The sequence below is a fragment of the Serratia sp. 14-2641 genome, from assembly GCF_001692375.1.
Lineage (GTDB): Bacteria > Pseudomonadota > Gammaproteobacteria > Enterobacterales > Enterobacteriaceae > Chania > Chania fonticola_C.
Genome location: NZ_LXKR01000008.1, coordinates 1 through 12,301 on the forward strand (window position 1 = coordinate 1; position 12,301 = coordinate 12,301).

At 52.2% G+C, this 12,301-nt stretch carries 12 protein-coding genes and 1 rRNA gene; 8 read left to right on the forward strand and 5 right to left on the reverse strand.

Features of this window, described 5'->3' with window-relative positions; all coding sequences use genetic code 11:
• A 5S ribosomal RNA gene (rrf, locus tag A6U95_RS04890) occupies positions 1-94 on the forward strand; the annotation flags it as partial.
• A gap of 313 nt (positions 95-407) precedes the next feature.
• On the opposite strand, the gene mobB is transcribed toward rrf, so the two are convergent.
• Positions 408-929 carry a molybdopterin-guanine dinucleotide biosynthesis protein MobB gene (gene mobB / locus A6U95_RS04895; RefSeq protein ID WP_065683696.1) on the reverse strand — a complete coding sequence of 174 codons (522 nt, stop codon included), beginning with the start codon at positions 927-929 and terminating at the stop codon, positions 408-410.
• Positions 926-1,516: a molybdenum cofactor guanylyltransferase MobA gene (gene mobA / locus A6U95_RS04900; protein WP_065683697.1), complete on the reverse strand. Its 591-nt coding sequence runs from the start codon at positions 1,514-1,516 to the stop codon at positions 926-928. Before mobA ends, mobB begins: the two co-directional genes overlap by 4 nt.
• A gap of 151 nt (positions 1,517-1,667) precedes the next feature.
• On the opposite strand from mobA, the gene A6U95_RS04905 reads away from it, so the two are divergent.
• The 3 genes from A6U95_RS04905 to dsbA all read left to right on the forward strand — a co-directional run bounded on the left by A6U95_RS04905 (position 1,668) and on the right by dsbA (position 3,670).
• On the forward strand, positions 1,668-1,937 hold the full coding sequence (locus A6U95_RS04905; protein WP_065683698.1) for a YihD family protein: 270 nt from the start codon (positions 1,668-1,670) through the stop codon (positions 1,935-1,937).
• 93 nt (positions 1,938-2,030) lie between these two features.
• Positions 2,031-3,017, forward strand: a complete 987-nt coding sequence (locus A6U95_RS04910; protein ID WP_065683699.1) for a serine/threonine protein kinase — start codon at positions 2,031-2,033, stop codon at positions 3,015-3,017.
• Positions 3,018-3,046: 29 nt separating this feature from the next.
• Positions 3,047-3,670 (forward strand): thiol:disulfide interchange protein DsbA, encoded by a 624-nt coding sequence (gene dsbA / locus A6U95_RS04915; protein WP_065683700.1) that lies wholly within the window; start codon positions 3,047-3,049, stop codon positions 3,668-3,670.
• 49 nt (positions 3,671-3,719) lie between these two features.
• Here dsbA and A6U95_RS04920 read toward each other — a convergent pair whose 3' ends face one another.
• Positions 3,720-4,583, reverse strand: a complete 864-nt coding sequence (locus tag A6U95_RS04920) for an acyltransferase (RefSeq protein WP_241810625.1) — start codon at positions 4,581-4,583, stop codon at positions 3,720-3,722.
• On the opposite strand from A6U95_RS04920, the gene A6U95_RS31395 reads away from it, so the two are divergent.
• Both A6U95_RS31395 and polA read left to right on the forward strand, forming a co-directional pair.
• Positions 4,468-4,707: a hypothetical protein gene (locus tag A6U95_RS31395; protein WP_241810628.1), complete on the forward strand. Its 240-nt coding sequence runs from the start codon at positions 4,468-4,470 to the stop codon at positions 4,705-4,707. The genes A6U95_RS04920 and A6U95_RS31395 overlap by 116 nt on opposite strands.
• A 402-nt stretch (positions 4,708-5,109) precedes the next feature.
• Positions 5,110-7,905, forward strand: a complete 2,796-nt coding sequence (gene polA / locus A6U95_RS04925) for a DNA polymerase I (protein WP_024527818.1) — start codon at positions 5,110-5,112, stop codon at positions 7,903-7,905.
• Between the two features lie 554 nt (positions 7,906-8,459).
• On the opposite strand, the gene yihA is transcribed toward polA, so the two are convergent.
• On the reverse strand, positions 8,460-9,107 hold the full coding sequence (gene yihA, locus A6U95_RS04930; protein WP_065683702.1) for a ribosome biogenesis GTP-binding protein YihA/YsxC: 648 nt from the start codon (positions 9,105-9,107) through the stop codon (positions 8,460-8,462).
• Between the two features lie 746 nt (positions 9,108-9,853).
• Here yihA and yihI point away from each other — a divergent pair.
• Together yihI and hemN are read left to right on the forward strand one after the other, a co-directional pair.
• Positions 9,854-10,402, forward strand: a complete 549-nt coding sequence (gene yihI / locus A6U95_RS04940) for a Der GTPase-activating protein YihI (RefSeq protein WP_024527819.1) — start codon at positions 9,854-9,856, stop codon at positions 10,400-10,402.
• A gap of 186 nt (positions 10,403-10,588) precedes the next feature.
• Entirely contained in the window at positions 10,589-11,962 is a 1,374-nt protein-coding gene (hemN, locus tag A6U95_RS04945) for an oxygen-independent coproporphyrinogen III oxidase (protein ID WP_065683703.1), read from the forward strand.
• 36 nt (positions 11,963-11,998) lie between these two features.
• On the opposite strand, the gene A6U95_RS30565 is transcribed toward hemN, so the two are convergent.
• A complete protein-coding gene (locus A6U95_RS30565; protein ID WP_137751101.1) occupies positions 11,999-12,121 on the reverse strand; it encodes a YshB family small membrane protein in 123 nt (40 codons plus the stop codon).
• Positions 12,122-12,301: the final 180 nt, after the last annotated feature.

A 12,301-nucleotide genomic window follows, 5' to 3' on the forward strand; every position in this document is an offset into this window, starting at 1 on the left:
TCCCACCTGACCCCATGCCGAACTCAGAAGTGAAACGCCGTAGCGCCGATGGTAGTGTGGGGTCTCCCCATGCGAGAGTAGGACACTGCCAGGCATCAATTAAGTAGAAAGCCTCATGCGAAAGCATGGGGCTTTTTGCTATGGGTCAAAAACAGAAAATGACAGTGAAAGCCCCTCACCCCAGCCCTCTCCCAATGCAACGACCGGGAACACCCTGAATACTTGTGTAGGGGAGAGGGGGCCGTCCGGCATCGTGGATAAGCCCGTGCGGCTTCGGAAAGAGGGAACCTTTGATTAGCCATACCACTTCGGCAGTGATGAGTAAGCCTAAGGATGGGGTATGACGCAGAGAAAACAGCGGGCTTGATCGGTTCCCTCTCCTGGGGGAGAGGGTTAGGGTGAGGGGACTATGCCTTTGCCTGCTTCAGCCACTGAACGATAAACCCAGCGATCGTTTCAGGCTGATTGATATCTAACAAAGGCATAATGCCTTCAATCTTCTTGTCGCTGGCCACGGCAATGACGTGCTGATCCAACATATCTGCAAGCGGTTTGCCAATCTCCTCACGATAGAGAACAATTTTGCTGACCTGCTCATGCTTGAATCCTTCCACCAGGATCAAATCCACCTTGCTGTGATCGAATCTGCTGGCCAGATATTGGAGATCCAAAGGCTGTTGCTCCGGTGTTTCGCTCATTAATGCCCAGCGCCGATCGCTGGCAACCAGCGTCTGGTCTGCTCCGGCCTTGCGCAGTTCATAGCTGTCCTTGCCAGGCGTATCTACATCCATATCATGATGGGTATGTTTGATCAGACCAACGCGCACCTGCTGCTGTTTTAATAGCGGGATCAATTGTTTAAGCAGCGTGGTTTTACCTGTACCGCTATAGGCGGCGATAGCCAGCAAGGGGGGCATTAAACCCGTCATTGTTCACTCCCCTTTTCCTGCTGCCACTGTTGGCAATCTTCCGGGGTATTCAAATTACGGAAGGCGTCTTGCTGCCCACTGAACATCACCTGTTGTGCACCAATAGCCGCCATGAACAGCATCAATTTGCGTTCCCCTCGGGCTAGATAACGGGTGAGTTCATCAGCCAGACTGGTATGCAGTAAAGCGAAGGTAGGATGTTCACGCTCACCGTCGCTGGCATAGGAGGCCAAGGCATTGCCCTTATGCAACCAAAGCTGTTCTACCAGGTTGAGAGGGAAGTCGGGGACGTCGCAGGGTGCGCAGACAATCCATGGTGTGCGGGCATAAGTGAGGCCCGCCAATATGCCGGCTAAAGGGCCAGGGTAATCTGCCGTCAGATCGCCGACGACCTCTAAGCCGCTTTGCTGATAACATTGCTGATTGCGATTGGCACTGATGATCACCTGACTCACTTGCGGTGTTAATCGGCCCAGTACGTGCTGGTACAGGGTTTTATCCCCCACTTGAACCAATCCTTTATCTTTCCCTCCCATACGGGTAGAGCGCCCACCGGCCAGAATAACGCCGGTTATATTTGCATGCATAGTCATCATCCTGCCCCTCTCCAATGCCCTGATTGTAGCGCTAAACCTGTTCAGACATCATGATTTACCTTTATTGACACGCTGGTTCTTTCACTACGTAGTCAAGCCTGCTACTTTGTGGGTTTATCACTTCACTGGATGATATTTTGATATGAAAACGCATCGCGTAAACGAACTGATTGAGCTTTTGCACCCGGCCTGGCAGCAGGATCCCGATCTCAACCTGATTCAGTTTTTGCAAAAGCTGGCGCAGGAAGCGGGTTTTCAGGGTGAATTGGGCGATTTGAGCGATGACATCTTGATCTATCACCTGAAAATGCGCGGCAGTACGGGCACAGAACAGATCCCTGGCTTGAAGAAAGACTACGAAGACGACTTTAAAACGGCATTGCTGCGTGCCCGTGGCGTGATAAAAGATTAGCATTCATGCGGTGCGGTCATCAGTGGCGGTGATTAGTGCTACTCTTTCTTATTCTTGGCACGCTGTTGTCATCTGGCGAACTGAACGGTTGTTATGAACAACTCTGCATTTAATTTTGAAACCCTTTCTCCCGATCTGATTATGGATGCGCTGGAAGGGATAGGTTTGCGTGTTGATTCAGGGCTGACGGCGCTCAACAGCTATGAAAACCGCGTTTACCAGTTTATGGATGAAGATCGTCGGCGTTACGTGGTGAAATTTTATCGCCCAGAACGCTGGAGTGCAGAGCAAATCGGTGAAGAACACCGGTTCGCGCTGGATTTGTCGCACAACGAAATTCCGGCGGTCGCGCCGCTGGTATTACAGGGAAATACGCTGCACACCCATGCAGGCTTTTTCTTTACCGTATTCCCGAGCGTGGGTGGCCGACAGTATGAGATCGATAATCTGGAACAGCTGGAGTGGGTCGGGCGTTTTCTTGGCCGTATCCACCAGGTGGGTAGCGAAAGCCTGTTTACCGAGCGGCCGACCATTGGCATTGAAGAGTATCTCACGGAGCCACGGCAGGTTCTGGCCTGCTGTGATTTAGTCCCCAAGGCCCAGCGCGAGACTTTCCTGCGGGCTACGGATACGCTGATTGATGCTATCAAACCGCACTGGCAACTGGATTGGCAACCGCTGCGTTTGCATGGCGATTGCCACCCAGGCAATATCTTGTGGCGTGATGGTCCGCTGTTCGTCGATCTTGACGATGCACGCAACGGGCCGGCAATACAGGATTTGTGGATGTTGTTACACGGTGAACGTCGCGATCGGCTGATGCAGCTGGATATCCTGCTGGAGGCCTATGGCGAATTTGCCGAATTTGATCAGCGCGAGTTGGCGTTGATCGAACCCTTGCGGGCTATGCGCATGGTGTATTACCTGGCATGGGTAGCGCGCCGTTGGCAGGACCCCGCGTTTCCAAAAAGTTTCCCGTGGATGGCGGAGTCTGATTTCTGGTTATCTCAGACTGCGGCATTTACTGAACAGGTTAAGCTGTTGCAGGAACCTCCTCTGCAGCTCATGCCAATGTATTGAAGCATTAACATAATGGAGAGTTTAGTGTTATGAAAAAAATTTGGTTGGCACTCGTTGGTATGGTGATGGCATTCAGTGCCTCCGCTGCGCAATTCAGTGACGGTACGCAATACATCACTTTGGATAAGCCGGTAACTGGCGAGCCACAGGTGCTGGAGTTCTTCTCTTTCTACTGCCCGCACTGCTACCAGTTTGAAGAGACTTACCATATCTCTGATGCGGTCAAAAAAGTGCTGCCTGAAGGCACCAAGATGACCAAATACCATGTGGAATTCCTGGGTCCTTTGGGTAAGCAATTAACCCAAGCCTGGGCAGTTGCCATGGCTCTGGGTGTAGAAGACAAAATTACTCAGCCAATGTTTGAAGCTATTCAGAAAACTCAAACCGTGCAAACGCCTGATGATATCCGCAAGGTATTCGTCAATGCAGGCGTAGCAGGTGAAGAGTATGACGCGGCTTTAAACAGCTTCGTGGTGAAATCTCTGGTGGCTCAGCAAGAGAAAGCGGCAGAAGATTTGCAACTGCGTGGTGTGCCAGCGGTATTTGTTAATGGCAAATACATGGTCAAAAACGATGGCCTGGATACCAGCAGCATGGACGTTTACGTCAAGCAATTTGCTGATGTCGTTAAGTTCCTGACCGAACAAAAGTAACCCGCAGCAAGAAATCAACGCCGGTTAACCCGGCGTTTTTTTTAACTTATTAACGCTTGAGCCTGTCTAGCAAACCATCTTTTTCCTGCCACAACGTATTTAGCCAAATCTGGAATTTACGTTTAAACAGTTTGTCATTGAAGTAATCCCCGTGCAGTGACTCATCAATCGGCAGGCATTCAATCCTGACGACAATCCTTTGCAAACGGCCACACAACATATCCCTAAAGGGATGTTCACGATTATCCGGATAGCACAAAGTGACATTCAGGATCTTATCAAATTGCTGACCAAGCGCGCTAAGCGTAAAGGCGATCCCGGCAGCTTTGGGGGAGAGCAAATTGCGGTAGGGTGAGCGGGTTTTAATTTTCTTGGCCTCGGTGAAACGAGAGCCCTCAACGAAATTGACGATGGTGGTCGGGCGCAGGCGAAACTTGTCGCAGGAACGCCGAGTGGTTTCGATATCCTGCCCGCTTTTCTCCGGATGTTTGTGCAGATAGGCCCGCGAGTAGCGCTTCATAAAAGGCATATCCAGCGCCCAGCAGGCCAGGCCGACGAAGGGGATCCAGGCTAGTTGCTGTTTCAGGAAGTACTTATTCATAGGTATATGGTGACGGAATAATACACACAGCACCACAATGTCCGACCAACTTTCATGGTTGCTGACCAGCAAATACCAATTCTTTTTCTCCAGCCCGTGCAGCCCTTCAATATCCCACTGCAAGCGGGGGTTAATTCGTAACAATACCGCCAGGCATTGGCACCAGCACCACATCATCAGGTCTGCAAAGGCTGAAATGTATCGCCAAACGGCGGGCATGGGGATCAAAAGCTTAATGAGACCGGCCAAAACAATGGGGATGGAGCACAGCATCGTTACGCCAATGGCAAGCAGCGCAGAAAAGATAAAAATAACAGGGGCTAGCAATTTTGGCATGGGTTTAGTGCTGACGGTTGAAGGAAACCTCGTTAGATACGTCAGTTCGTACCAACAAAAAAATATTTTAACAGAATTCTGTCCAAGAAAACGCGGCTAAAAGTAAGCGATTTTAACCTGGTAGAATTTGCCAGTTGTTTGCCGTTGGCGTGCAGGTTTTCAATCTTGTGCTATGGTCATTGAGGTGCCTAAATTGATTAAACGTGCGATTAAACTCCGGCCCCAGTTATATCCACAAATTAACTAAAACACGATAAATAGCAAAACCGCCAACCCCCTCTTTCAACAGTGTGATTTATCTAGGAATTTTATTTTCCATTATAACGATATTATCTTCGTTATAATTCAGTTGCTAAACTATGCACAAAGTTATCCACAGGCAGGATCTTGCGGATCGCTTCACAGGATCTCATCTAATTTGGCCATATTGCACGCTAAGGTTCGTCACCAGCGGCTAGCTATGGCATGCTTACCCCAGTCCTTTTCACGAAAAAGAAACGTTATGGCCCAGATTGCAGAAAACCCATTAATCCTGGTGGATGGTTCCTCTTACCTTTACCGCGCCTACCACGCCTTCCCACCGCTGACAAACTCGGTCGGTGAGCCGACGGGAGCGATGTACGGTGTGCTGAACATGCTGCGCAGCCTGCTGTTGCAGTATACCCCCAGCCATGTGGCGGTGGTGTTTGATGCCAAAGGGAAGACCTTCCGTGACGAGCTGTTTGCTGAATATAAATCACATCGGCCACCGATGCCGGACGATTTGCGAGCGCAGATCGAACCGCTGCATCAGATGGTTAAAGCCATGGGGTTACCGCTGCTGGTCACACCTGGTGTAGAGGCTGATGACGTGATCGGCACCCTGGCGCTAGAGGCTGAGAAAGCGGGTCATGCCGTGTTGATCAGCACCGGCGACAAAGACATGGCTCAGTTGGTGACGCCGAATGTCACCCTGATCAATACCATGAACAACACCATCCTCGGCCCGCAGGAAGTCTGTGATAAATACGGTATTCCTCCTGAACTGATCATCGATTTCCTGGCGCTGATGGGGGATTCGTCAGATAACATCCCTGGCGTACCTGGGGTCGGTGAGAAAACGGCCCAGGCGCTGCTACAAGGGTTAGGGGGCCTGGATCAGCTCTATGCCAATCTGGATAGCATTGCCACGCTGAGTTTCCGCGGGGCCAAGACTATGGCGGCCAAGCTGGAGCAGAACAAAGAGGTGGCCTACCTCTCTTACAAACTGGCGACGATCAAAACCGATGTTGAACTGGATCTGAAATGCAGTGAGCTGGAAGTGAGCCCACCGGATGTCGATCAACTGCAGGCACTGTTTAAGCGCTACGAGTTCAAGCGCTGGATGGCCGATGTTGAAGCGGGGACCTGGTTAGAAAACAAAGGGTCAGGCCGTAAGGCCAGCTCGGCGGCCAAGCCAGCCGCAACGGCAGAACTACCAAGAGCTGCTGCAGAGCCTACCCTGTCGCAGGAAGGCTATGTCACCATTCTGGATGAGGAAACCTTCGCCGATTGGATGCAGCGCCTGAAACAGGCCGAGGTTTTCGCCTTCGATACCGAAACAGACGGCCTGGATACCCTGACGGCCAACCTGATCGGCCTGTCCTTCGCCATTGAGCCAGGCGTAGCGGCGTATCTGCCGGTTGCACACGATTATCTGGATGCTCCCCCACAGCTGGATCGTAACCACGTGCTGGCCACCCTGAAGCCGCTGCTGGAAGACGAGAAGGCGTTGAAGGTGGGGCAGAACCTGAAGTTTGATAAGAGCCTGCTGGCGCGCTATGACATCGATCTACGCGGTATCGCCTACGACACCATGCTGGAGTCCTATGTACTCGACAGCGTCAGTGGCCGTCACGACATGGATAGCCTGGCGGATCGCTACCTGGGCCATAAAACCATTACCTTCGAAGAGATCGCGGGCAAAGGCAAAAAACAGCTAACCTTCAACCAGATTGCCCTTGAAGAGGCGGGCCCTTATGCGGCAGAAGATGCCGACGTTACGCTACAGCTGCATTTGGCGATGTGGCCGCAGTTGAAAGAGAGTGAAGGCCTGCTGACGGTATTCAATGAGATTGAAATGCCGCTGTTACCGGTGCTTTCCCATATCGAACGCACCGGGGTGCTGATCGATCCTAACATCCTCGCGGCTCACTCCATTGAGCTGACCAAGCGCCTTGGCGAGCTTGAAGTGCAGGCCCATGAATTGGCAGAAGAGCCGTTCAATCTGGCGTCGACCAAGCAGTTGCAGGCCATTTTGTATGAAAAGCAAAAGTTGCCGGTGCTGAAAAAGACCCCTGGCGGGGCTCCATCTACCAATGAGGAAGTGCTGGCCGAGTTGGCGCTGGATTATCCACTGCCGAAAGTGATCCTGGAATACCGTGGCCTGGCGAAGCTGAAAAGCACCTATACCGATAAACTACCGTTGATGATCAACCCGGTTAGCGGGCGAGTGCATACTTCTTATCACCAGGCCGTCACCGCCACCGGTCGCCTGTCATCCAGCGATCCAAACCTGCAAAACATCCCGGTACGTAACGATGAAGGGCGCCGTATCCGTCAGGCATTTATTGCGCCTGAGGGCTACCGTATTGTCGCGGCGGACTATTCGCAGATTGAACTGCGCATCATGGCCCATTTATCGCAGGACGAAGGCTTGCTTAAGGCGTTTGCTGAAGGTAAGGACATACACCGGGCAACGGCGGCCGAAGTCTTTGGTCTGGCGTTGGATAAGGTCACCAACGAACAGCGTCGCAGTGCCAAGGCGATTAACTTTGGCCTGATCTACGGCATGAGCGCATTTGGTTTGGCTCGCCAGCTGGGGATCCCGCGCGGCGAAGCGCAGCGCTATATGGATCTGTACTTCGAACGCTATCCTGGCGTGCTGGAGTATATGGAACGCACCCGTCAGCAGGCTGCCGAGCAGGGCTACGTCAGCACGCTGGATGGCCGCCGGTTGTATCTGCCGGACGTTCGTTCCAGCAACGGTATGCGTCGCAAGGCGGCCGAGAGAGCGGCGATTAACGCCCCTATGCAGGGCACTGCTGCGGATATCATCAAACGTGCGATGATTGAGGTGGATGCCTGGCTGCAAGGGCCTGAGAAGCCGCTGGTGCGCATGATCATGCAGGTACACGATGAACTGGTGTTTGAAATCCACGAGTCCGCCATTGAAGAAGCCAGCCTGCGCATTCATGAGTTAATGGAAAACAGCATGCAGTTGGCTGTTCCGCTGCGGGTGGACATCGGCGTAGGTAAAAACTGGGATGAGGCTCATTGATTACCCTGGGTGATGTGTTATGGCCAGTTTTCGCTAACTGGCGAAAACCTAAGCATTTTTGGTAACTGAGCAACATCCTTCGGCGATTGTTTCGACTAAATTGGCGTTGTTAGTGCCCGGATCGTGTAAGTAAACTACAAAAAATTCTTTTGCAGCGTGAAAAAATGATGTAGAGTTACAGGCGTAGGGTACAGAGGTAAGATGTTCTATCTTTCAGACCTTTTACTTCACGTAATCGGATTTGGCTGAATATTTAGCCGCCCCAGTCAGTATTGACTGGGGCGTTTTTTATTGTAAAAACAACGTCAAACCATCGATTTTAGTTATCCCCGCCAGATCTTCTCCCACCGTTCCCTTGGCTGATTTATCTGTATTTATCTCCTGACAGAGCCACATCTGCCATAAGTTTTTGTGATGGTTTTTAGTCAAAGTTGTAATTAGATAACGAAATGCGGCCTCGTACGGGGTGATAACGGGCGTAAAAAAACCGATGTCTCAGCATCGGCTCATTGGGCGCGGCATGCGGCGCCCCTACGAAATACCCGCAGCGGTTATCATTCCCCGCCGATATCGTCTTCCGGCAGCACTTCCGATGGGATCTCGTTAAACCAGGTATTCAACTTCTGGCTCAGTTTATCGACACCGATCTTTTTCGGTGACGAGAAGGCTTCCACCTGAATGTCACCCATAAATGGCAGCACGGCCTCGCGCACCATATTGAGTTGCGCTTTGCGAGCACCAGAGGCCAGCTTATCGGCCTTGGTCAGCAGGACCAGCACTGGCGTGCCTACGTCTACGGCCCACTGGATCATCTGTTGGTCCAGGTCTTTGAGCGGATGACGGATATCCATCAGCACCACCAGGCCTTTCAGGCAGTTACGCATTTGCAGGTATTCACCCAGCGCCCGCTGCCATTTCTTCTTCATCTCTTCGGGCACTTCGGCATAGCCGTAGCCTGGCAGGTCGACCAGGCGAATGCCTTCTTCGACCTCGAACAGGTTAATCAGCTGGGTACGCCCCGGCGTTTTACTTGTACGTGCCAGGCCTTTCTGATTGGTCAGGGTATTCAGTGCGCTGGACTTACCGGCGTTGGAGCGGCCGGCGAACGCAACTTCAATACCTTCATCCCCCGGCAGGTGGCGAATATCGGGCGCACTGGTGACGAAATGGGTCACATGGTAATTGTAGTTCTTGCTGGTCAAAATTTTTCGTCTCCGTGAGGATGGCTATCTGGTGGGCGATTATAACTGCATCAGCGCTAAAAGGGTGTGTTTCTCGGTTTTTAAGCGTTTTAACCACAGAGTCCTTGTGGCAAAAGGTCGCCTGCCGTGTGAGACATTGACCATTCGAATTGGGGGTAATGTCGCTTTATTCGAAAGCGGTAAATATTTTATTTGTTATAAAACAGTGTATTGTAATTTCGTTAAGTAAAAGATTGCCGTAATCCGCCTGTAGGTATCTTGAGCACATCCCATAAAAGCGTAAAGTAGGTTGCAAGGCAGGAGGCCAAGGAAACAGGAACATCCAGGAAGGGTGAAAAATCTCAGGGAATGCACAGGCAGTGTAATGAGTACCAGGATGATGGCAGATGGAATTGAAACTATTGGTGCCGGAGCGCACGAATAGTACACGGATGACGAAGTGACTGCAATCAGGACGCCCGCGGGAAGCGCACTCAGGAAGAGTGGAAGCGAACGGATCGCAGCACGGATGATTTTTTCTTTCAGGATGAAAGACGTAGTAGCAGGGAGCGCGGTTATCGCAGATGGAAAAACCGGGATGTTGAGTGTGCGCATGGAGCGCGGAGCAGGAATATCCTTCGAGTGAAGGTGCGAAATAGGCGGCAGGTTTTAACCTGCCGCCTTTTTTCTTTGTCTGCTTTCTGCTAGATTCCGCCGCAACCGTATAGCAATTCTATACTGGATCTACATACCTAAGAGTAAAAGCCATGAACCAGCCATCAAAAGCACCTCGCGGCCCACGCAGCAGCGCGGCGACGTCAAAAAGTAAAAAGAAAAGTCGTGTGGAGCTCGATCAGGAAGCGCGCGAGCGCAAGCGTCTGAAAAAGCGCCGTGGCCTGGCTTCCGGTTCGCGTACCCAGGTTGAGTCTGCCAACCAGAAAAATAAAACTGGCGCGCAACCCAAAGATCCTCGTCTCGGTAGTAAAGTGCCGGTTGCGCTGGTGGTTGACGCTAAAGTGAAGGCGACCAAGCCGCAGCCAAAACCGAAGGCAGAAAAACCGCGCCTCACGCCAGAAGAAGAACTGACCAAGCTGGAAAACGATGAACGTCTGGATGCCTTGCTGGATCGCCTGGATGAAGGCGCCACGCTGAGTGCGGAAGATCAGGCTTACGTCGATCAAACCCTGGATCGTATTGATGCGCTGATGGAACAGCTGGGCATCGAACTGGGTGATGAAGACGACGAAGAGCAGGAAGAGAAGCAGGAAGATATTCTGAAACTGCTGAAAGGCGGTAACCCGAAAGACGTATTTTAAGCGGTTATGTGGCTGATCCCGGCAATAGCCCTACTGTTGACGTGTTATCTACTGTGGTTATTCGGTAAACTGTGGCGGCTGTCGAAGCGCAAAACGCGTTTTCGCAGCGCTTCCGCGGCCAGACAGCGTAGACAACTGCCCATTTCCCGGCCCGGTAGGAAAAAATATCGGAAGGAGTGAGCAAGCATGTCAGAACAGACCATTGTCTGGGATTTGGCCCTGATCCAAAAATATAACTATTCAGGCCCGCGTTATACTTCATACCCCACGGCGCTGGAGTTTAACCAGGGCTACGACGAAGCTGCGTTCCAACGCGCGGCTACGCGCTACCCTGAGCGCCCGCTGTCGTTATATGTCCATATTCCCTTCTGTCATAAGCTCTGCTATTTCTGCGGCTGCAATAAGTTGGTCACACGCCAGACTCACAAGGCCGATGAATACCTGGCCGTGCTGGAGCGGGAAATCATCGCCCGTGCTCCTCTGTTTGCCGGCCGCAAGGTCAGCCAACTGCATTGGGGCGGCGGTACGCCAACCTATCTGGATAAGCAGCAAATCAGCCGCCTGGTCGCCATGCTACGCCAGCACTTTGATTTCCAGCCAGAAATGGAGATGTCGATCGAAGTTGACCCACGGGAAATCGAGCTGGACGTGCTGGATCACCTGCGTGCCGAAGGTTTCAACCGCCTCAGCATGGGGGTGCAGGACTTCAATAAAGAAGTGCAGCGTCTGGTTAACCGCGAGCAGGATGAAGAGTTCATTTTTGCCCTGATCGCCCGGGCTAAAGCGCTAGGCTTCAACTCGACCAATATCGATCTGATTTACGGCCTGCCGAAGCAGACGCCAGAGAGTTTTGCCTTCACCCTGCAACGGGTAGCGGAGCTGAATCCGGATCGCCTGAGCGTATTTAACTACGCCCATATGCCGAATCTGTTTGCTGCCCAACGTAAAATCAAGGACGCCGATCTACCGAGTGCCCAGCAGAAACTCGATATTCTGCAGCAAACCATCGCTTCGCTGACGGAATCGGGCTATCAGTTTATCGGTATGGACCATTTTGCCCGGCCGAACGATGAGCTGGCCATTGCCCAGCGTGAAGGCAAGCTGCACCGCAATTTCCAGGGTTACACCACCCAAGGTGACAGCGATCTGCTGGGTCTGGGGGTTTCCGCTATCAGCATGCTGGGTGACAGCTACGCGCAGAACCAGAAAGAGCTGAAGGTGTATTACTCTAACGTGGAAGAGCAGGGGAATGCCCTGTGGCGTGGCCTGGCGATGACGGAAGATGACTGCCTGCGCCGTGACGTGATCAAGACGCTGATCTGTAATTTCCAGCTGGCTTATCAACCGATTGAGCAGCAATACGGCATTGCGTTTGCGGATTACTTTGCCGCAGATCTGGAATTGCTGGCGCCGTTCGAACGTGACGGGCTGGTGGAGCGCGATGACCACGGCATTCGCGTCACGCCTCGTGGGCGCTTGCTGATCCGTAATATTTGCATGTGCTTCGATATCTACCTGCGTAAACAGGCCCGCGCCCAACAGTTCTCCCGGGTTATCTGACGCGGGATGTGTAGGGGCGCAGCGTGCTGCGCCCTGTTAACTGAAGAAATTTATCAGTGCGGCGCACAACACCGTGGCCACTGCCGCCTGCGGTGAATGGCTGACGGCAGAGCCGACGTCTGCGCCTTGGGTAAGAAAGACGATGAGTGTATCCAGCATCAAAAAGCCTCCTGAGTTTGCGTTTCGATCATACTGCTGACGCATATCCGGTAAAAGCCTTAAATCGCTGGTTTTTTGTGCGCTGGATTGTATTTTTAATCATCAATTACCCCTCACCTCAACCCTCTCGCACAGGGAGAGGGAGCTGGTACGGAGTTGATATCAGGTAGGGCGTTATTC

Excerpts from the sequence above, each read along its gene's own strand:
- mobB (WP_065683696.1), bottom strand. The coding sequence starts at position 929 with ATGACGGGTTTAATGCCCCCCTTGCTGGCTATCGCCGCCTATAGCGGT.
- mobA (WP_065683697.1), bottom strand. The coding sequence starts at position 1,516 with ATGCATGCAAATATAACCGGCGTTATTCTGGCCGGTGGGCGCTCTACC.
- A6U95_RS04905 (WP_065683698.1), top strand. The coding sequence starts at position 1,668 with ATGAAAACGCATCGCGTAAACGAACTGATTGAGCTTTTGCACCCGGCC.
- A6U95_RS04910 (WP_065683699.1), top strand. The coding sequence starts at position 2,031 with ATGAACAACTCTGCATTTAATTTTGAAACCCTTTCTCCCGATCTGATT.
- dsbA (WP_065683700.1), top strand. The coding sequence starts at position 3,047 with ATGAAAAAAATTTGGTTGGCACTCGTTGGTATGGTGATGGCATTCAGT.
- A6U95_RS31395 (WP_241810628.1), top strand. The coding sequence starts at position 4,468 with ATGTATCGCCAAACGGCGGGCATGGGGATCAAAAGCTTAATGAGACCG.
- polA (WP_024527818.1), top strand. The coding sequence starts at position 5,110 with ATGGCCCAGATTGCAGAAAACCCATTAATCCTGGTGGATGGTTCCTCT.
- yihI (WP_024527819.1), top strand. The coding sequence starts at position 9,854 with ATGAACCAGCCATCAAAAGCACCTCGCGGCCCACGCAGCAGCGCGGCG.
- hemN (WP_065683703.1), top strand. The coding sequence starts at position 10,589 with ATGTCAGAACAGACCATTGTCTGGGATTTGGCCCTGATCCAAAAATAT.
- A6U95_RS30565 (WP_137751101.1), bottom strand. The coding sequence starts at position 12,121 with ATGCTGGATACACTCATCGTCTTTCTTACCCAAGGCGCAGACGTCGGC.